The sequence below is a fragment of the Caulobacter radicis genome (assembly GCF_003094615.1).
Classification (GTDB): Bacteria; Pseudomonadota; Alphaproteobacteria; order Caulobacterales; family Caulobacteraceae; genus Caulobacter; species Caulobacter radicis.
Genome location: NZ_QDKO01000032.1, coordinates 282,963 through 302,351, shown reverse-complemented (window position 1 = coordinate 302,351; position 19,389 = coordinate 282,963). Strand labels below are relative to the sequence as shown.

General features: G+C 68.0%; 22 protein-coding genes. 13 read left to right on the top strand and 9 right to left on the bottom strand.

The genetic code is table 11. The features are described from left to right. Positions 1 to 48: 48 nt before the first annotated feature. The 7 genes from fixK to DDF62_RS19165 all read right to left on the bottom strand — a co-directional run bounded on the left by fixK (position 49) and on the right by DDF62_RS19165 (position 5,351). Positions 49 to 687 (bottom strand): transcriptional regulator FixK, encoded by a 639-nt coding sequence (gene fixK, locus DDF62_RS19195; protein WP_116490568.1) that lies wholly within the window; start codon positions 685 to 687, stop codon positions 49 to 51. Between the two features lie 257 nt (positions 688 to 944). Then, a complete protein-coding gene (locus DDF62_RS19190; RefSeq protein ID WP_116490567.1) occupies positions 945 to 1,364 on the bottom strand; it encodes a lysozyme inhibitor LprI family protein in 420 nt (139 codons plus the stop codon). A 66-nt stretch (positions 1,365 to 1,430) separates the two neighbouring features. Further along, positions 1,431 to 1,646 carry a hypothetical protein gene (locus DDF62_RS19185; RefSeq protein ID WP_116490566.1) on the bottom strand — a complete coding sequence of 72 codons (216 nt, stop codon included), beginning with the start codon at positions 1,644 to 1,646 and terminating at the stop codon, positions 1,431 to 1,433. Continuing rightward, positions 1,594 to 2,244 (bottom strand): RNA polymerase sigma factor, encoded by a 651-nt coding sequence (locus DDF62_RS19180; protein ID WP_116490565.1) that lies wholly within the window; start codon positions 2,242 to 2,244, stop codon positions 1,594 to 1,596. The genes DDF62_RS19185 and DDF62_RS19180 overlap by 53 nt, the downstream gene beginning before the upstream one ends. A gap of 130 nt (positions 2,245 to 2,374) precedes the next feature. Continuing rightward, positions 2,375 to 2,749 (bottom strand): flagellar protein FliS, encoded by a 375-nt coding sequence (locus DDF62_RS19175; protein ID WP_058349598.1) that lies wholly within the window; start codon positions 2,747 to 2,749, stop codon positions 2,375 to 2,377. Continuing rightward, positions 2,736 to 4,424, bottom strand: a complete 1,689-nt coding sequence (fliD, locus tag DDF62_RS19170; RefSeq protein ID WP_116490564.1) for a flagellar filament capping protein FliD — start codon at positions 4,422 to 4,424, stop codon at positions 2,736 to 2,738. Before fliD ends, DDF62_RS19175 begins: the two co-directional genes overlap by 14 nt. 96 nt (positions 4,425 to 4,520) lie before the next feature. Continuing rightward, complete coding sequence (locus DDF62_RS19165; protein WP_101720057.1) at positions 4,521 to 5,351, bottom strand: flagellin; 831 nt, start codon at positions 5,349 to 5,351, stop codon at positions 4,521 to 4,523. Between the two features lie 446 nt (positions 5,352 to 5,797). Between DDF62_RS19165 and DDF62_RS19160 the strand changes: the two genes are divergently transcribed. From DDF62_RS19160 to DDF62_RS19130, 7 genes are all read left to right on the top strand, one after another. Beyond that, positions 5,798 to 6,079, top strand: a complete 282-nt coding sequence (locus DDF62_RS19160) for a flagellar hook capping FlgD N-terminal domain-containing protein (RefSeq protein WP_101720058.1) — start codon at positions 5,798 to 5,800, stop codon at positions 6,077 to 6,079. A gap of 11 nt (positions 6,080 to 6,090) precedes the next feature. Next, complete coding sequence (gene flgE / locus DDF62_RS19155) at positions 6,091 to 7,368, top strand: flagellar hook protein FlgE (RefSeq protein ID WP_116490563.1); 1,278 nt, start codon at positions 6,091 to 6,093, stop codon at positions 7,366 to 7,368. Positions 7,369 to 7,373: 5 nt separating this feature from the next. Beyond that, a complete protein-coding gene (locus DDF62_RS19150) occupies positions 7,374 to 7,700 on the top strand; it encodes a hypothetical protein (RefSeq protein ID WP_133244956.1) in 327 nt (108 codons plus the stop codon). 5 nt (positions 7,701 to 7,705) lie between these two features. Continuing rightward, entirely contained in the window at positions 7,706 to 9,433 is a 1,728-nt protein-coding gene (gene flgK / locus DDF62_RS19145; protein ID WP_116490561.1) for a flagellar hook-associated protein FlgK, read from the top strand. A gap of 2 nt (positions 9,434 to 9,435) precedes the next feature. After that, positions 9,436 to 10,332, top strand: a complete 897-nt coding sequence (locus DDF62_RS19140; RefSeq protein WP_116490560.1) for a flagellin — start codon at positions 9,436 to 9,438, stop codon at positions 10,330 to 10,332. Positions 10,333 to 10,586: 254 nt separating this feature from the next. After that, a complete protein-coding gene (locus DDF62_RS19135; protein WP_116490559.1) occupies positions 10,587 to 11,489 on the top strand; it encodes an intradiol ring-cleavage dioxygenase in 903 nt (300 codons plus the stop codon). Positions 11,490 to 11,722: 233 nt separating this feature from the next. Continuing rightward, positions 11,723 to 12,862: a DUF3089 domain-containing protein gene (locus DDF62_RS19130; protein WP_116490558.1), complete on the top strand. Its 1,140-nt coding sequence runs from the start codon at positions 11,723 to 11,725 to the stop codon at positions 12,860 to 12,862. 155 nt (positions 12,863 to 13,017) lie between these two features. Here DDF62_RS19130 and DDF62_RS19125 read toward each other — a convergent pair whose 3' ends face one another. Continuing rightward, positions 13,018 to 13,197, bottom strand: a complete 180-nt coding sequence (locus DDF62_RS19125; RefSeq protein WP_116490557.1) for a DUF1328 family protein — start codon at positions 13,195 to 13,197, stop codon at positions 13,018 to 13,020. A 110-nt stretch (positions 13,198 to 13,307) separates the two neighbouring features. Here DDF62_RS19125 and cobT point away from each other — a divergent pair, with 110 nt between their 5' ends. The 5 genes from cobT (at position 13,308) to DDF62_RS19100 (ending at position 17,927) form a co-directional block, all read left to right on the top strand. Then, complete coding sequence (cobT, locus tag DDF62_RS19120) at positions 13,308 to 15,236, top strand: cobaltochelatase subunit CobT (protein ID WP_116490556.1); 1,929 nt, start codon at positions 13,308 to 13,310, stop codon at positions 15,234 to 15,236. Beyond that, positions 15,233 to 16,303: an esterase-like activity of phytase family protein gene (locus DDF62_RS19115; RefSeq protein WP_116490555.1), complete on the top strand. Its 1,071-nt coding sequence runs from the start codon at positions 15,233 to 15,235 to the stop codon at positions 16,301 to 16,303. The genes cobT and DDF62_RS19115 overlap by 4 nt, the downstream gene beginning before the upstream one ends. 53 nt (positions 16,304 to 16,356) lie before the next feature. After that, a complete protein-coding gene (locus tag DDF62_RS19110; RefSeq protein ID WP_116490554.1) occupies positions 16,357 to 16,554 on the top strand; it encodes a hypothetical protein in 198 nt (65 codons plus the stop codon). A 470-nt stretch (positions 16,555 to 17,024) separates the two neighbouring features. Next, the gene (locus tag DDF62_RS19105) at positions 17,025 to 17,336 is read left to right on the top strand and encodes a hypothetical protein (protein WP_058346490.1); all 312 of its coding nucleotides are present in this window, start codon (positions 17,025 to 17,027) and stop codon (positions 17,334 to 17,336) included. 288 nt (positions 17,337 to 17,624) lie between these two features. Beyond that, on the top strand, positions 17,625 to 17,927 hold the full coding sequence (locus DDF62_RS19100) for a hypothetical protein (protein ID WP_116490553.1): 303 nt from the start codon (positions 17,625 to 17,627) through the stop codon (positions 17,925 to 17,927). Positions 17,928 to 18,315: 388 nt separating this feature from the next. On the opposite strand, the gene rpmB is transcribed toward DDF62_RS19100, so the two are convergent. Next, positions 18,316 to 18,615 carry a 50S ribosomal protein L28 gene (gene rpmB, locus DDF62_RS19095; protein ID WP_101715328.1) on the bottom strand — a complete coding sequence of 100 codons (300 nt, stop codon included), beginning with the start codon at positions 18,613 to 18,615 and terminating at the stop codon, positions 18,316 to 18,318. Positions 18,616 to 18,827: 212 nt separating this feature from the next. Here rpmB and DDF62_RS19090 point away from each other — a divergent pair, with 212 nt between their 5' ends. After that, entirely contained in the window at positions 18,828 to 19,280 is a 453-nt protein-coding gene (locus DDF62_RS19090) for a DUF3617 domain-containing protein (protein ID WP_116490681.1), read from the top strand. The last annotated feature ends 109 nt before the right edge of the window (positions 19,281 to 19,389 follow it).

Sequence of the window (19,389 nt, the reverse complement as noted above, 5' to 3'; positions counted from 1 at the left end):
CCACAGATGTTCGAACGGCCTTCCCGCCCCCGCGGGGAGGCCGTTCTGCTATTCGCAGAGCGCTTCCAGCGCGTCGCGGTCCAGCAGCTCGACGTGGCGCACGGTCGGCAGGGCGATCAGGCCTTCCTGCAGGAAGCCGGTCAGGGTGCGCGACACCGTCTCGATGGTCAGGCCGAGATAGTCGGCCATGTCCTGGCGGCTCATCGGCAGGTCGAAGGCCGCCTCGCCGGTGCGGTCGGCCAGCAGCAGCAGAAGGCCCGCCACCCGCTCGCAGGCGCTGCGGCGGCCCAGCATCAGCACGTGGTCCTGGCTGCGCTGCAACCCCGATATGGTCAGTTGATAGAGCTGGCGGGCGACCTGCCCGTCGCGGGCGGCCAGGTCGCTGAGCGCCCGGCGGCGCACGATGCGGACCGTCACCTCGCAGACCGCCTCGGCCGTGGTGCGGCGCACCTCCCCGGCCTCGAAGCCGAAAGCCTCGCCGGCGAAGTGGAAGGCGTCGATCTGGCGACGGCCGTCGCGCAGCAGCCGGCCCGTGCGCACCGTGCCCTCGACCAGCTCGTAGACGTGGTCGGCGCTGTCGCCCTCGGCGAAGATCTCCTCGCCGGCGGCGTAGCGGATGACGCTGGCGGCGGCGACCGGCAGGGCCGGCTGGGCGTAGGCGGGCTCGAAGCGAAGGGGCGACAGCATCAGACGGCTCCCGAAGGAATGGGGGCGAAAGACGCCGCCCCGACGCCGGCACATTCCCCCTACTCTTCGTGCGGGTAAATTCGGGAACGCCGCATAAGGGGTTCTGCGTAGGCGCCGCGATGGAACCTCCCCCTGTGGGGGAGGCGGCCGAAGGCCGGTGGGGGGCCGGCTTCAGCTTTCTAGGCGGACAGAAGCCTGCAACACCTTCCCCCACCGATCGCTACGCGATCGCCTCCCCCACAGGGGGAGGTTCCTGGTCAGCGCTTCTTCGCCATCCGCTCCAGCTCCACAGCCCGGATCGTCGTCATGCTGAGATGGCAGCCGCCGATGTTGAGCATGTCGATGGTGCCGCCGGTCAGGTCTTCCTGGCATTCGGCGTCGCGACGCTTGATCCAGGCCCGCTGGACGGTTCGCAGCTTGGCCTGCTCGGCCTTCGAGCGCTTTGCCATCACCGCCTTGTAGGCGCGGTTCAGGCGGGCGTCCTGTTTCTGGAGTTCTTCGTTGGTACAGCCGGCCATGGCCACGGTGACGCCCTTGATGGCGTCGCCGCTGTTCAGGCAGCGGTCGTAGGCCGGCGAGTATTCCTTCTGGGGATCGATCGGGTCCGAAGCGGCGAAGGCCGGCGGCGCGGCCATGGCCAGCAGCGTCAGGCCGAGCGTAAGGCGTCGAAGCAGCATGAAGATTCTCGCTTTCGACAGCCAGGATGGCCCGCCGATCACGACGCCTTCAAGGCGCGGCGCTGCTCAGAGGTTCCGGGCGATGCGGTCGGCCAATGGAGACAGGTCGCCGCCGGGCTCGTCGAACACGCCGATGTCCTGGGCCGTCACTTGCGCGAACAGGTCCTGCGCCGCCTCCGAGGTCGTCAGCAGGTGGAGCGCGGCCTCCGCCTCGTCTTCGGGCCAGCGGTCAAGCGCCGCGCCCAGCGCCTTCAGGCGCGCTTCGAACAGTTTCAGGTCCATAGCCACAGATCTTCTTCTGCCTCTGGAGTCTCGTCTTCAAGGTCTGCCGGCCCCGTTTCAGGAGCGAGCGGACCGCCTGTTCCGAACAGCCCATGGCGTCGGCGATTCTACCGACCTCGAGCTCTTCGAAATAGAACAAAGTCAAAGCCTGGCGCTGGGTGTCCGGCAGCTTGCCCAGGGCCTGCTGCAGGGTCACGGCGACTTCCGAGCGTTCGAGGCTGGCCAGGGCGTCGGCTTGCGCCGGCCCCTGGACCTCGGCGTCGGCCAGGCGGGTGATGACCTCCTGGCTCTCCGGCACGGCCTTGCGGACGCGGCGACGGTCGATGGCCTTGTTGACCGCGATGCGGTGCAGCCAGGTCGAGAACCGCGCCTCCGGAGTCCAGCGTTCGCGGGCGCGCCAGGCGGCAATAAATGCCTCCTGGGCCGCGTCCTCGGCCTCCTGCACGTCGCCCAGGACGTTCAGGGCCAGCCGCCGCACCATCCGCAGATGCCGGTCGACCAGCACCCGGAACGCCACCTGGTCGCCCTCGCGGCAGGCCAGGAACAGGTCTTCGTCAGACCGTGCATCCGCCAGCCCGAACTCGCCCGTCACAGTCATCGCTGAATTCGCCATGGCGATTACTCGCCTCCATCGCTGTATCGCAATGAGATTGGCAAACAGCGTGCCACATATCAGATAAATACATTGCTGAATTTATCCGACACGATGACGATACGCGAGAACATTTCTATTTTTCAGAACGGAGTTCTTTACAGAACGGGCGCAACAAGTCGAGTACGATTTGATACGAATTCGACACATCTTTGCGACGACTGGCGCGAACCATGCTGTCGAGCACGTACTGGTAGAAGCTGCGCAACGTCTTGCCGTCCGGTCCGGCGGCCGAAAAATCCAGGCTCGTCGACAGCACGGTGAGGATCTGGGTGGCGCGCATGGCGTGGCGGCACATTTGATCCAGCCGCCCCTGCTCGTGGGCGAATTTTGCCGAGCCGATGGCCCGGTAGAGCTCCTCGTGCACCGAGGCCAGCACGTCGCGCGGGCTGGCGGTCAGGCGGCTCGAGGCCGCATAGGCGCTGAACGCCTGGCTGTTAGTCGTCGTCATCGCTGCTGGCTCCGAGGATGGCCTTGATCTGCTCTTGAAGGATCTGGGCGGCGTAGAGCTCTGTCTCCATCGCCGAGTATTTCGCGATCAGCTTGGTGCGGTACGTCTCCGCGTTGTCGCGGATGGTCTCCGACTGTTCGGTCAGGTCGCTGTTGACCGTGTCGAGGGTGTTGATGCGCTGCTGGATCACGCCGGTCGTGGTGTTGGCGTAGTCGCCCATCAGGCTGGTGATCAGGTTGGCGAAGCCCTGGGTGATCTGCACCGAGATCGTGCCGCTGGTCGGGCTGGCCAGGGCGAAGGACAGGCCGTCGTAGATCGACCCCGTCGCGCCGATGATCCGGCTGCCCGAGATCGTGAACAGGCTGCTATCGCCGTTCACCGACACGCTGGAGATCGCCCCGTCGGTGACCGTGACCTCCAGGTCGAAGTCGTAGGACAGGGTGGTGTCGTTCTTCAGAAGCTTGAGGTTGCTGTCGCTGGCCTCGAACCTGGTCTCGAAGAAGGCCGCGACGCTGGACAGGTCGGTCAGCAGCAGATTGTCGAGCGAGGTCTCGTCCGACAGCTCCAGCTGGTTGGCGCTGTTGAGCGTGATGCCCAGGGCCGACAGGTCGGTCAGTTCGTCATCCGAACCCGACTTGCCACCCAGCAGCGCGTTCAGCTGGCGATTGACGTCGCGCAGTATGCCGTCGGCGAACAGCACCGCGTCGTCGGCCACCACCCCGCCCGAGCCCACCGTCTGGTTGGTCACCACGAAGGCGCGCAGGGCGTTGTAGGCGTCGATGAAGTCGGTGATCGCCGTCTTGATGTCGTCGTAGTTGGCCTCGATGTCGAGGGTGATGGTCTGGCCGCTGGTGGCTTGCAGCAGCGAGATCGACAGGCCGGGAATGACGTCGGTCAGCTCGTTGCCGTCGCTCTCGATCTCGACCCCGTCGATGGTGACGATCGAGGGCTGGGCGGCCTGCAGCACGTTGGCGAAGGCGCCCGAGCTATCGGTCAGGCCCAGCGACAGCCCAACGTCGTCGCCCGACACCGACGACAGGGCGATCTGCTGGTTGGTGTCGCTGGTCGACATCACCAGGCGCGTGCCGGTCGAGCTGGTGATCAGGGTGGCGGTGACGCCGGTCGTGCTGGTCTTGGCGTTGATCGCCGCGGCGATGTCGCTGACCGTCATGGTCGAGGTGACGGTGATCTCGGCGGCGGTCCCGCCGTCGACGCCCACCGACATCACGCCCGACAGGCCCAGCGCCGTGCCCGAGGTCTGGGCGGTGGAGGCTGCTTTCATGGCCTTGGCCAGCTGGGTGACGGTGATCTCGTAGGAAGCGGCCACCGCGTCGCTGTCGGCGTCGACGGCGATCACCGAGGTGGCGTCCGTGCCGTCCGAGGCGGTCAGATAGGCGCTCTTCTCGTCGAAGGCGTTGGTGGTCGTCGTGACCGAGCTGTAGGTCGTGCCCGCCAGCGCGGTCATCGAATCCGAGATCGCCTGCAGCAGGGTCTGCAGCGACTGGTACGAGGCGATCTTGGTCTCGTTGGCCGTGACCTTGGCGTCGATGGTGTCGGCGCGGGCGGTCTTCTGGGCGACGGCCGCCTCGATCAGGGAGTCGGTGTCGAGCCCCGAGATCGTGCCGGTCAGATAGGTCGTCGAGCCCGAGGTCGAGACGCTGCTGGTGGTCGTCATGGCAATGTCCGGAAAGTCGGCGGGAGAGCCTTAGAGGCTCCCCCGCCAGTCTGCAGGACGACGGGAGCCAGGCCCCCGCCATCGCGACACGAGCGACTACTGCAGCAACTTCAGAAGCGACTGGCTCATCGAGTTGGCCTGGCTGAGGGCCGAAATCGCTGCGCTGGTCAGGGTCTGGGCGTTGGTGAAGTTGGTCTGCTCGGCGGCGATGTCCACGTCGGTGATCGCCGACGCCGCCGACTCCAGGTTCTCGAGCGACGTGGAGATCACGTCGCCGCGGAACTCGAAGCGCGACAGGGTGGCGCCGACGTCGGCGCGCATTTTCGAGACCGCCGTGATCGCCGAGTCGATCTCGTCCATGGCAGCGACGGCGTCGCTGGTGGAGGTGATCGAGGTGACGGTCAGGTTCAGCCCCGTGGTGTTGGCCTCACCCAGTTCGACCTTGATGACATCGGTGCTGGACGTGCCGACCATGAAATCGACGCCGGTGCCTTCGGTGTAGTTGCTGTCACCGTTGAGCAGAGTGACGCCGTTGAAGGTCGTCGTCTCGGCGATGTCGTTGATTTCCTCGGTCAGTTGCTCGTACTCGGCGCTGATGTACGACAGGTCGGCAGTGCTCGACGTCCCCGACTGGGCCTGGGCCGTCAGGGAGTTCATGCGCTGCAGGATGTCGGCGATGTTCGACAGGGCGCCGTCCGCGGTGTTCAGCACCGAAGTGCCGCTGGTCACGTTGGTGGCGGCCTGGTTGAGCACGGTGATGTCGGCGTTCATGGACGTCGCGATGGCGAGGCCGGAGGCGTCGTCCTTCGCGCTGACGATCCGCGAGCCGCTCGACAGCTTCGCCAGGGATTCGCTCTGCGCGGCCGAATTGTTGTTCAGGTAGCGCAGGGCGGTGTTGGCGGCCGTGTTGGTGGAGATAACTGGCATGTTCTAGTCCGGTTCTCTGTCTGGAGTCCGCCCGGGGGAGAGTCCGGTCGGGAAGCTGTCCGCCGTTCTGACGGCCTGGCTTCGACGGGTTGAACGGGACGTCCGCCGACGATGGGGCGGATTATTTTTTCACCGCCCTGCCCCCTCTCTCTTTGAGAGAGGGAGGGGCCCGCCGCGAAGCGGTGGGAGGGTGAGAGGTTTCATCGCTTGCCGGCAAACCCACCCACGCTCGCGCCAGCGCTCCAAGTCTTAAGGAACGCGCGCAACGACCGCACCCATCGTAACCTCTCACCCTCCCATGGCTGCGCCATGGGCCCCTCCCTCTCTCGATGAGAGAGGGGTCAGGCCAACTAAAAATAATCCGCCCCATCCGGCGCGGAGCCTCCGTTGAACACGTCGATCGGCGCCCAGAGCGACCGGACCGACTTCACCGGAGGGCTTTCTCCATGACCACCGTCTCCTCGGCGACGAGCACCAGCACGACGAGCTCGAGCAGTTCGTCCGGCACGCTGCAGCTTGGCACCACCGACTTCCTGAAGCTGCTGATGACGCAGCTGACCAACCAGAACCCGCTGGATCCCACCGATCCGACCGAGTTCACCAGCCAGCTGGCGACCTACTCGTCGCTCGAGCAGCAGATCAACATGAACGACACGCTGACGACGATGTCGGACAACATGTCGTCGCTGCTGACCCAGGTTCAGTTGCTCGCCTCGGCCTCGGAATAGGGACCGCGAGCATGAGCCTGTCCTCCGCCCTCTCGACCGCCGTCTCGGGCCTTTCGGCCCAGAGCATCGCCCTGTCGGCGATCTCCGAGAACATCGCCAACGCCTCGACCACCGCCTACAAGACGACGGAAGTGTCGTTCCAGTCGCTGGTCAGCGGCGCCATGGGCACCAACACCTCGACCAGCTCAGTGGTGGCCAAGACCAACCAGGCGCTGAACGTCACCGGCGCCATCTCCTCGACCAGCGTGGCGACCAACATCGCCATCGACGGCTCGGGCTATTTCGTGGTCGCGGCCAACGCCGGCGACAGCGGCAGCGACCTCGTCTACAGCCGCAACGGCAGCTTCTCGACGGACGCCAACGGCTATCTGGTCAATAGCGAAGGCTATTACCTGATGGGCTACCCGACGGACTCCGACGGCAACGTCCTGGCGTCCAACACCAGCGACCTGACCAGCCTGTCGGCGATCAACCTCGACTCGATCAGCGGCACGGCCAAGGCCACCTCGACGGTGAGCATGGCCGCCAACCTGCCGGCCGACGCAACGACGGGCCAGAGCTTCGACACCAGCATGGAGGTCATCGACTCCCTGGGCGTCAGCCACACCGTCGGCCAGACCTGGACCAAGACCGGCGACAACACCTGGTCGCTGAGCCTGTCGGACCCGACCCTGACCAAGGACAGCACGACCACCTCGGGCACGATCAGCCCGAGCACGGTGACGGTGACCTTCAACTCCGACGGCAGCTTGGCCACCACCGACCCGTCGCCGGTCAACATCAGCATCACCGGCCTGTCGACCGGCGCGGCCGACAGCGCCATCGTGCTCGACCTCGGCTCGACGGGCGGCACCGACGGCCTGACCCAGTACGCCTCGACCTCCTCGACCCTGTCGATCAGCCCGACCTTCGAGCAGGACGGCGCCAACTACGGCGAGCTGTCGGGGATCAGCATCGACGAAAGCGGCCTGGTCACGGCCAATTTCGACAACGGGGTCAGCCTGGCGATCTACCAGATCCCGGTCGCCACCTTCAGCAACCCCAACGGCCTGACCCACGTCTCGGGCACGGTCTATGACGAGAACACCGCCGCCGGCCAGGTGCACCTGAACCTGCCCGGCGAAGGCAACGCCGGCAGCCTGGTGGCCAGCGCGCTGGAGGGCTCGACCACCGACACAGCGACCGAGTTCAACAAGATGATCATCGCCCAGCAGGCCTATTCGGCCGCCTCGCAGGTGATCAGCGCCACCAGCGACATGTTCGACACCCTGATCCAGGCGGTCCGGTGAGCGTCATGGGCACGATCGAACGCCTGCACACCCGCGCCCAGAAGGCCCGCCGCGATCCCAAGACGCCCGTGGTCTCGTCGGTCGAGGAGGCCCGCGCCCTGGCCCGCAGCATCGCCGACGGCCTCTCGGCCCTTTCGGACGACCAGCGCCTGCTCATGCTGTCGAACCTGCACGAGGTGCAGGCGACGCTGGAAGACCGTATGGCGACCCTGGAGACCGAGATGGCCCAGGAGCGCGTGCGCATCCAGGCGGTGAACCGCGGCCTCAACGCCCAGGCCGGCTATCGCGGCGGGGTGGCGTCGCTGCGCGACCACCGTCGCCGCAAGGACTGACGCCGATGTCGCTGTCGTCGATCATCAGCTCGGCCTCGTCGGCCCTGTCGACCGCCCAGATGCAGATCGCGGTGGCCAACGCCAACGTGGCCAACGCCGACGACCTGACCTACAGCAAGAAGACGGTCAGCACGACGGCGACCACGGCCCTCAACTCGGCCTCCAGCGCCACCGTGCAGCGGGCGGCCGACACCTATCTGGCCAAGACCGTGGTCAAGACGGCGGCCGTCTCGGGCTATGCCTCCACGATCGACATCTACATGCAGTCCTACGACGCCGCCCTCGGCTCGGTGGACAGCGGCGATGATCTCTCCAGCCTGCTCGACGCCTTTTCCAGCGCCCTGACCGCCCTGTCGGCCAGCGCCGACAGCGACACGGCCAAGGCCGCGACGGTCTCGGCCGCGTCCGACCTGGCCGCGGGGATCAGCAGCCTGTCGGCCTCGATCCAGGACCTGCGCACCCAGGCCAACGCCGAGATCGCCATCACGGTCGACACCATCAACTCGACGCTCTCGACCCTGGCCTCGCTGAACGACCAGATCGTCTCGGTCACCGCCCAGGGCGGCGACGTCACCGCCCTGCAGGACCAGCGCGACGCGGCCCTGACCACCCTGTCGGGCCTGATCGGGGTCAGCAGCTACACCACCTCGGACAACCGGCTGGTGGTCTACACCACAGGCGGCGACCAGCTCTTGGGCACGACGGCCGCCAAGCTTTCGTACACCGCCTCCAGCGCGCTTTCCTCGACCAGCGTCTATCCGACCTCGATCTCGGGGATCACGCTGAACGGCAAGGACGTCACCGCAAGCCTCGACTCCGGCCAGCTGGGCGCGCTGGTCAGCCTGCGCGACAAGACGCTGGTGGACGAGCAGGCCGAGCTTGACGCCCTGGCCTCGACCCTGATCGCCCAGGTCAACGCCATCAGCAACGCCGGCTCGGCCACGCCCGCGCCCAACGCCCTGACCAGCGCCCAGGCCGTCTCCGGCTCCGACGCCTTCTCGGCGACCGGCGCGCTGCGGGTGGCCGTGGTCGATTCCAGCGGCTCGACGGTCTCGACCCAGGACATCGACCTGTCGGCCTATTCGACCCTGGCCGATCTCGTCAGCGCGCTCGACGCCGTCGACGGCCTGTCGGCCAGCATCGGCTCGGACGGCAAGCTGTCGATCACCGCCGACGACAGCGCCAACGGCGTCGCCCTGGGCGACATCGGCGCGGCGGTGGGCGCATCGGCGCAGGGCTTCTCGGACTATTTCGGCTTCAACGACCTGTTCTCGGGGTCGACCGCCGCCGACATCGCCGTCTCGTCCAAGCTGTCGGGCGACTACAGCCTGCTGGCCACGGCCGCCCTCGACACCTCCGTCACCCTGGCCGTGGGCGACCGCGCCCTGTCGACCTCCGACAGCGCCACGATCGACAAGCTGTCGTCGATGCTGTCGGGAACGCTGAGCTTCGCCGCCGCCGGCGACCAGGCCGCCAAGACCGTCAGCCTGTCGTCCTATGCCTCAAGCTTCGTTTCCGGCGCGGCCACCCTCGTCTCCAACGCCTCGTCCAGCGCCGCCAGCGCCCTGTCGACCTACGAGGCGGCGACCACGCGGCTGCAGAACACCACCGCCGTCAATGTCGACGAGGAACTGGCCCTGCTGACCACCTACCAGTCGCAGTACGAGGCCAACGCCCAGCTCGTCTCGATGGTGCAGGAGCTGTTCGACACCCTGATCCAGATGGTGAACTGACCATGATCAGCCGCATCGCCACCTTCGGTCACTCCACGACCATGCTGGCCGCCAGCCTCAAGGTGCAGGCCAAGCTCGCCGACCAGCAGGCCCAGACCGCCTCTGGCCTGAAATCCACCACCTACGGGGGCCTGGGCAGCAACACCGGCAGCCTGCTGCGCCTGTCCAGCCAGAGCACGGCCCTCACGGCCGAGAACGCCGCCGCCCAGACCGCCACCGCCTATGTCAACGCCGCCTACTCGGCCCTGGGCGACATCGCCGACCTCGCCACCACCATCAAGACCCAGCTGGCCTCGATGATCTCGAGCACCACGATCGACTCGGCCACCACCGCCCAGTACGCCACCAACTGGCTCACTGACCTGCAGGCGCTGATGAACAGCACCTCGGGCGGGACCTACCTGTTCTCGGGCACGGCGGGCGACACGGCCGCCGCCGACTTCAGCGACGTCGACTGGGATCCCTCCGCCGGCGTCGACGCCGACTATTACCAGGGCTCGTCTGCCACGCGGACCTTCACCACCACCGACGGCCAGACCATCGGCCTGTCGGTCTCCGGCGGCTCGGCGGCGTTCGAGAAGCTGGCCCGCGCCCTTTCGATGATCATCGCCTCGCCCGACGACAGCGACGTGGTCTCGGCCGCCTACGACCTGGCCGGCGAGGCCCTGACCGGCATCGGCTCGTTGCAGGAGCAGGTCTCGATCCAGGCCTCCACCCTCGACCGCCTGATCGAGCGCAACGAGGCCAAGATCGAGAGCATCGACACCCTGGCCTCCAACCTGAAAGACGCCGACCTAGCCGAGACGGCGGTTCTGGCCACCCAGTACGAGACCCAGCTGGAGGCCATGTACTCGATGATCAGCACGCTCTCGTCGCTGAGTCTGACGAAGTATCTGTAGTCCGCCAATAGGAACCTCCCCCTGTGGGGGAGGCGGCCGAAGGCCGGTGGGGGGCCGTTTTCAGCTTCCGAGACACCGGCCGGCTTCCCACCGACTTCCCCCCACCGATCGCTTCGCGATCGCCTCCCCCACGGGGGGAGGTTCCGCGCAGTCGCCGCCCCACATGCGGCGCCCACCATTGCAAACCCGCAAGACCTCGACATACGCCGGCAGGATCGCCCGGCCACAAGGGCGGCTCACGTTTCGGAGTCCCGATGCCCTCGCCCGTTTCCCCCAGCCGTCGAGGCCTGCTGGCCCTGGCCGGCGCCGCGCCGTTCGCCGCCATCGCCGCCTCGGCGCGCCCGGTCGCCGCCGCCGAAAACGTCTGCGCCCTGACGCCCCAGGTCACCCAGGGGCCCTACTGGTTCGACCCCAAGCTCGATCGCGCCGACATCACCGAAGGCAAGAAAGGCGCCCCCGTCACCGTGGCCCTGACCGTCGTCGACGGCGCCTGCCGGCCGCTGAAGGGGGCGCGGGTCGACATCTGGCATTGCGACGCGCAAGGCATCTATTCCGGCTACGAGGGCCAGGGCGACGACCACCAGGCGGCCGCCAAGGGAGCGACCTTCCTGCGCGGCGCCCAGACCACCGACGCCGCCGGCAAGGTCGCCTTCAGGACCATCTGGCCAGGCTGGTACGAGGGCCGCACCCCGCACATCCACATCAAGGTGCACCTGAACGAGCGCACCGCCCTGACCGCCCAGCTGTTCGTGCCAGACGCCCTGTCGGAGTTCCTCTACGAGAACCTCCCGGCCTACAAACGCCCCCGGGCGCGCGACATGTTCAACCGCCAGGACGGCATCGCCCTGCAGGGCGGCGAGGCCATGGTCGCCAGTGTCAGGGAAGCCAAGGATGGCTATGTGCTGGCCCTGATCCTGGGCGTCGATCCCGCCGCCGACTGGAAGGACGACGCGGGGATGGGTCCTGGCGGTACGCCGCCTGGAGGGATGGGACCCCCGCCCAGCGGCATGGGTCCGCCTCCTCAAGGCATGCCCAATGGCGGCATGAACGGCCGCCCGCCCGGCCCGCCGCCCGGCGGCTTCCCCAATGGCGGCCCGCCGCATCACGACGCCCCAACCGGCGAGGCGCGGTTGAAGGCGATCGTGCCGGGGCTCTGATCTGACGGGCTGGCCTCCTGCTCCTCCCCCGTAAAACGGGGGAGGTGGCGCGGCGCTATCAGCGCCGTGACGGAGGGGGCGACAGCCGGCACAGAGCCCAGTCTCGCCCCCTCCACCGCTTCGCGGTCCCCCTCCCCCGTTTCACGGGGGAGGAGAGAACTTCGACTTCCCCTTCTCCTCCTCCCAAGCCATCCTCCCGGCCAAACGGCCGTTCGGCCCGTGAGGGGATGGAAATGCACAAGACGATCTGGGCCGCGCTGGCGGTCTCGATGGGGCTGGCCGGAACGGCTTGCGCCCAGCCGGCGCCGACGGGTCCTCAGCCCAGGAACGACTACACGCAGGACTCCTCCTGGCTGTGTCGTCCGGGCCGCCAGGACGCCTGCGCCCAGGACCAGACCGCCACGATCGTCGCCGCCGACGGCGCGACCAGGGTCGAGCCCTTCAAAGCCGATCCGAAGGCCCCGATCGACTGCTTCTACGTCTATCCGACGGTGTCGACCGATCCCGGCGGCAACAGCGACATGACCATCGACCCGGCCGAGACCATCGTCGCCGAGCAGCAGTTCGCGCGCTTCGGCCAGGTCTGTCGCACCTTCGCGCCGATGTACCGGCAGGTGACCCTGGCGGCCCTGCGCCAGGTGATGCAGGGCAAGGCCTCCCCGGGCGACGAGGCCCTGGCCTACAATGACGTGCTGGACGCCTGGAAGGACTACCTGGCCCGCGACAACGGCGGGCGCGGCGTCGTGCTGATCGGCCACTCGCAGGGCTCGCGCGTGCTGCTGCGCCTGCTGGCCGAGGAGATCGACGGCAAGCCGGTCCAGAAGCAGCTGGTCTCGGCCCTGATCATCGGCATGAACACGCCCATCGATCCGGCGACCGACGCCTATGGCGGGATCAAGATGTGCCGCAAGCCGGGCCAAGTGGGCTGCATCGTCTCCTACGTGTCGTTCCGCGCCTCCAGCCCGCCGGCCGAGCCGGCCTTCTTCGGCAAGGCGGAGGGCGCCAAGCGCGCGGCCTGCGTCAACCCGGCCGCCCTGGCCGGCGGCGAAGCGCCGCTGCACAGCTATTTCAGCGACAGGACCATCGCCGGCGCGCCGCGCAAGACGCCCTGGATCAAGGGCAAGGACGTGACCACTACCTTCGTCTCGACGCCGGGCCTGGTGACCGCCGAATGCGCCGCGAGCGGCCCCTACGACTACCTGGCCATCAAGGTCCACGGCGTTCCGGCCGACCCGCGCGTCGACGACATCCCCGGCGACCTGATGGTGCTGGGCTCGCCGCTGAAGGCCTGGGGCCTGCACCTGGCCGACGTCAACCTGGCGATGGGGGACCTGGTGGCGCTGGTCGAGGCGCAGGGGAAGGGCTGGAAGTAGGCCGGAGGAGAACCTCCCCCTCTGGGGGAGGCGGCCGCAGGCCGGTGGGGGGGACGGTTTCAACCGCCGAGAAGACGGACGACTAAGCAATCACTCCCCCCACCGATCGCTTCGCGATCACCTCCCCCACAGGGGGAGGTTCCTTGTGGCCAGGATCATTTCCCCGTCACGCCCTTGAAGACGCCCAGGCCGAGCACCAGCACGACCACGAACACCACCAGGAACAGGAAGAACAGGATCTTGGCCACGCCGGCCGCGGCGCCCGCGATGCCGGTGAAACCGAGCGCGCCGGCGATGATGGCCACCACGGCGAAGATCAGAGCCCATTTCAGCATGGGTAAGCTCCTTGCACAGGGCCCGCGTGATGCAGGCTTCATCGGATCAACGTCGCCTTGGCGCGCGTCGTTCCTTGTGTTCGCCGGCCCGCGCCGCTAACTCCAAAGCCATGGCCGCCAAGCCCGAGAACCCGACCGAACCCTTCAAGCGCGCCCTGGCGCACGCCGCCCGCTCGCTCGCCGAGACGCCGGACCTCGAGATCGTGTTCTCCGGCGAGTCGCCGGGCCTCGTAGGCAACCGCGCGGTGCTGCCGCATCCGCCGCGCGACCTGTCCGGCCCGGACGCCGCCCGCCTGCGCGGCATGGCCGACCAGATCGCCCTGCGCCTGGCCCACCACGACCCGTCGACCCATGCCCGCTCTCGTCCGGCCGCGCCCGACGCCCAGGCGATCTACGAGTCGCTGGAGCAGGCCCGCATCGAAGCCATAGGCGCCAATGCGCTGGGCGGGGTGCGCGCCAACCTGACCACGGTGCTGGAGACCCGGCTGGAAAAGCAGGGCCTGACCCGCGCCGTCGCCTTCGACCGCAACAACGCCCCCATGGCCGAGATCCTGGGCCTGATGGTGCGCGAACGCCTGACCGGCGACGCCCCGCCCGATGGCGCGAAAGCCCTGGTCGAGATCCTGCGCGCCGACATCGAGAGCAAGGCCGGCAAGGACCTCGACCGCCTGGCCGCCGCCGTCGACGACCAGGCCGCCTTCGCCAAGGTCACCCGCCAGATCCTGCGCGACCTCGACCTAGGGGACGACGTCAACGACGCCACCGAAAGCTCGGACGAAGACGAGGGCGACGACGAAAACCCCACCGACACCGCCGACGACGATCAGGGCGACGGCGAGGGCGAGCAGACCGACGGCTCTTCGCCGCAGGAAAGCGAGGCCTCCGACCGCGAGAGCCAGGCCGGCGACGAGGAGATCGTCCAGTCCGACCAGGAAGGCGAGGCCCAGGACAGCGAAGAGACGCCCGACATGGGCGACGGCGCCAAGCCCGCCCGTCCCGATCCGTCGGCCGACAAGGGCGGCGAGCCGGCCTACAAGGTGTTCACCACGGCCTATGACGAGGTGGTCTCGGCCGAGGAGCTCTGCGATCCGGACGAGCTGACCCGCCTGCGCGCCTATCTCGACCAGCAGCTGTCGGCCCTCTCCAGCGTCGTCTCGCGCCTGGCCAACAAGCTGCAACGCCGCCTGCTGGCCCAGCAGAACCGCGCCTGGACCTTCGACCTCGAGGAAGGGATGCTCGATGTGGCCCGCCTGACGCGGGTGATCATCGACCCCACCGCGCCGCTGTCCTTCAAGCAGGAGGAGGACCAGGAGTTCCGCGACACGGTCGTGACCCTGCTGATCGACAATTCCGGCTCGATGCGCGGCCGCCCGATCATGGTCGCCGCCGTCTGCGCCGACATCCTGGCGCGCACGCTGGAACGCTGCGGCGTCAAGACCGAGGTGCTGGGCTTCACGACCCGCGCCTGGAAGGGCGGAACCAGCCGCGACGAGTGGATCAAGGCCGGCAAGCCGCCCTCGCCCGGCCGCCTGAACGACCTGCGCCACATCGTCTACAAGGCCGCCGATGCGCCCTGGCGCCGGGCTCGCAAGAACCTGGGCCTGATGATGCGCGAGGGTCTCCTGAAGGAGAACATCGACGGCGAGGCCCTGATGTGGGCGCACCAGCGGATCATCGGCCGGCCCGAAGCCCGCCGCATTCTGATGGTGATTTCCGACGGCGCCCCGGTGGACGACTCCACCCTGAGCGTCAATTCGGGCCACTATCTGGAGCGGCATTTGCGGCAGGTCATCGCCGAGATCGAGGGCAAGAGCCCGGTCGAGCTGATCGCCATCGGCATCGGCCACGACGTGACCCGCTACTACCGCCGCGCCGTCACCATCGTCGACGTCGAGCAGCTGGGCGGGGTGCTGGTCGAGCAGTTGGCCGCACTGTTCGACGAGGAGCCGCGCACCGCCGTGCGCGCCCGCGGCCTGCTGCCGCCGCCGCCCACCGTCGTGCCCCAGGCTCCCAAGGCCGCGCGCAAGGTTCCGGCGTGATCGGACTGCGCAGCCTGCTCGTCCTTGGCCTGGCCGGCGGCATGCTGGCCCAGTGCGGGCCCAAGCCGGCCCCGCCGCCGCCCGTCGTGCTGCCCGCCGCGCCGGTCAAGGTCGGGCCGGAGATCGGCCTGACGGTCGCGCCCGTGCCGCTGAACGCCTCGGACGCCAGCCAGACGGCCGTCGGCCGCTTCGTCTATGCCGGCGGCATCCACGTCACCAGCGCCGACACCAGCCGCCTGCACGGCCTGTCGGACCTGATCCTCACCGACGACAACGGCCTGGAAGCGATCACCGACGACGGCGACCGCTTCTCGGCCAAGCTCCAGCTCGACGCCAACGGACGCCTGGTCGGCCTGACGAATGGAAAGCTGTCGCCCCTGCTGGGCGTCGACGGCGAGGGCCTGCGCGGCAAGACCGAAGGCGACGCCGAGGGGCTGACCCGCCTGCCGAACGGCGAACGCCTGGTCAGCTTCGAGCGCGATCATCGCATCTGGCGCTACGCCGTCGGCGCCGACGGCCAGTGGAGCCGGCCGGCGGTCGCGCCCAAGCCCGCCACCGTCTTCCCCGACAACGAGGGCATGGAGGCGATCACCGCCTATCCGGCCGCCGGCCCCGACGCCTATCTCGTCGGCGGCGAGGAGGGCGAGGCCTGGTTGTGCCGGCTGTCGGCCAGCTGCCAGTCGATCGCCCCGCAGACGCCCAACGACTTCACCTGGGGCCTGTCGGGCTTCGCCGCCTTCCAGGGCAAGGCGCTGGCCACCCTGCACCGGGCCTACGACCCCGTGCGCGGCTGGCGCGCTCAGGTGCGGTTCCTGCCCGACCCGCTGCTGCCGGCGGCCAAGCAATACCCGCTGGCCACCTTGATGCTGGACGGCCAGGTCACGCGCGACAATTTCGAGGGGATCGCCCTGGCCGCCGGCCCCAACGGCGCCACGCGGATCTATCTGCTGTCGGACGACAACGGCGGTTCGATGAACCAGCGCACCCTGCTGCTGGCCTTCGACTGGACCCCGCCGCCGCCCCAGCCCGCGCCGCCGCCCGCGCCGCCAAAGAAGAAGCGCCGCTGACCCCGCGCGCCGCCGCCTCTTGCCAGGGTTGTGGCGCGCGCTAGGGTGGTCCCATGCGCTGGAACCTGTCGAACTATCCGCTTCTGGCCCTGCCGATCCTAGGCGGACAATTCCTGTTCGACGTCACCGACGACGGCTTCGTCGAGGCCCTCCGTCACTTCCCGACCCGCCTGCTGATCATGAGCGTGCTGGTGGCCGTCATCTGCCTGGCGACCTGGGCCTGGCGCCGCCGGAAGCGCACCTTCCGCTAGCCATAGCGCCGCGCAAGGCCGGGCTGCGCTCCCTTCCCCCGGAATCATCGCCGAAACCGACTGGTCGCTGTGGCGCGATGGCAACAGCGGCTGATCGCGCCTTCCGTCCGATGGCCTCGGATCGCCCGTTGGGCGGCCCTGCCGCTCAGCGCCGCCATCGGGGCCAGGACCTTCCCGCCGATCGCCCGAAGTCGGGTCCAGCGTCGCGCACTCAAACCTTAGACTGGGATAATTTCACCTGAAACTAATGGGTTTCGAGGCGCTTATTTGCTGCACAGACTGCCTTTTGCGCACGCAACGTTCGCCGGCGTCGTAAAAAATTGACACCGGGAGCCAAAAAGGCGCTTGATATGACAACGCTGTCAGCACTATCTAGTTCGTGACGGCGACGAACTGGCGAGATCCGGTCGGCCGTCAGAGGAACGCATCGGGAGGAGGTTGATCCCAACCCCCTTTCCGGAATGACTGAAATGCAACGTGTGTTTGTTCTGGCCGCTTCGGCCATCGCTCTCCTGAGCGCCCCCGCCGCTTTCGCCGGTGAAGTCACCGTGAAGGTCGCCGGCCGCACCACCGCCGCCGTGCACGCCGACATCGTCAAGGCCGCCACCTCGGTGTGCCAGGAAGACAACGGCTCGACCACCTACGGCGCCGACGTGCTGCCCTACTGCATCCGCGACGTGGCCCGCGCCGCCGTCGAAAAGGTCGGCAGCCCGACCCTGACCGCCTACGACAAGACCCAATGGCGCCCGAACGGTCTGATCAAGACCGCCTCGGCCCGCTAAGCGCTTCTACGCCTTAGCCCATCGGGACCAGAGCCCGCGGAGCCCCCGCTCCGCGGGCTTTTGCTTGCCTGGAGCGCAGATCATGACACCGGTAACAAGCGCGTGAAATCAATGACTTCGCCCGAAAGTTGCGACAACATGACTGTTGATAACTGATCAGCGATGAGCTAAGGCTGTTCTCCGGCGACAGAGCGGGCGAGATCCTGGACCAGTCGCCGGAGGAACGCGTCGGGAAGCGGTCGATCTGAACCGTGCGCTTAAGGCGCCGCCCGACCCGGAATCCCATCCATGATCCGCTCCGCCGCTCTCGCTCTCTCCGCCCTGGCCCTGCTGGCCGCCGCTCCGGCCGGCGCCGCCGAAGTCCGCGTCAAGGTCGCCGGCCGCGCCGCCGCCGACGTCCGCGCCGACATCGTCAAGGCCGCCTCGACCGTCTGCTGGCAGGACGTCCGCGGCGAGTCGCTGGCCATGTACCTGTACCCGGCCTGCGTCCGCTCGTCGGTCAACGACGCCGTGACCAAGCTCGGCAACGCCGACCTGATCGCCTACAACGCCGCCAACCCGGCCAAGCCTCTGGAAATGGCCGCCCGCTAAGGCGCCCAGCCCTTCCAAGGCTTCAAGAGCCGCCGTCGCCCCGCGACGGCGGCTTTTTGCTTCCCTCTCTCCTTGAGAGAGGGAGGGGCCCGCGCCGAAGGCGTGGGAGGGTGAGAGGTTTCACCGCTGGCCGGCAGACCTCGAAACCTCCAGCTGCACCCCCTCCGCAGAAGCGACGCCCTGGAGACAAGGCAGGGGGAAAGCCCACCCTCCCAGACGCCCTATCCGGAGAGTTTGTTACCTCTCACCCTCCCACCGCTTCGCGGCGGGCCCCTCCCTCTCTCTTTGAGAGAGGGCCCAGGAGTGAAACGCGAAAAAGCCCGCCAGGCGAACCTGGCGGGCTTTTCGTGTTCGACCGCCAATCCTGAGGACTGGAGGGTCGAAAGGCTTAGGCGGCCTGCGCGGCGGCCTTGGCCTTGGCCTTCACCTGGGCCTTGATCTTCAGGGCGCGCGGCGACAGCTGCTCGTCCTTGGCGCCCAGCAGGAACACGTCCAGGCCGCCCTTGAAGTCCAGGGTGCGCAGAGCGGCGTTGCTGATACGCAGCTTGAAGGATTGACCCAGCGATTCCGACTGCAGCGTGGCAGGCGACAGAGCCGGCAGGAACCGGCGCTTGGTCTTGATGTTCGAGTGGCTCACGTTGTGGCCGATCATCGGACCGACGCCCGTGAGTTCGCAACGGCGCGACATGACGAGTACCTTGGGCTAGGCGAAGCCGAAGGCCCCGCGAACATAATGTCAGGCGCGCTTCCGGACAGGTCCGCCGCGCGAGAGGGGGCGATATAGGCGATGGAGCCCGCCGGAGTCAAGGCGCATGGGCTTGAACGCCCGCCATCTCCCCGCCTTCAATCGCGGTTCATCTGCGGCTCCTTATATACGCGGCCATGAAGGAGTTCGACCGCATGCGTTCCATCGCCCTCGCCGCCCCCGCCCTCGCCGCTTCCCTGGCCGCCCTGGCCGTGGGATTCGCCGTGACCGCGCCGGCGACGGCCGCCGCCCCGAAGGCGACGATTCTGCCCGGCCACTGGGAATACAGCTACCGGATCGGCATCATCCCCGCCGGCAGCGAGGACAAGTGCATCAAGCCGGCCGACGCCGCCCAGTTCTCCAAGGGCATCTGCACCCGCCGCTACAAGTGCGACTACACCACCAACCAGGTCGACGACGGCAAGATCGCCCTGAAGGGCACGTGGACCGACAAGAAGGGCCGCGTGGCCCCGGTCAGCGCCAAGGGCAGCTACACCCCCGAGAGCTTCAAGCTCGACGTGAAGATGAAGACCATCAACGGCCTGCCCATCGCCGGCGTGATGAGCGCCAAGCGCCTGGCCGCCACCTGCCCCGCCGACGTCGACTGACCGCGCTCGCCAAACGCCGCTCGGGGAACGCCATTGTGGTTAACCGGCGTTAAGCTACAATAGCTTGTAGGGAACAAATCCCGAATCGGACCGTGTCAGCGATTCGGTC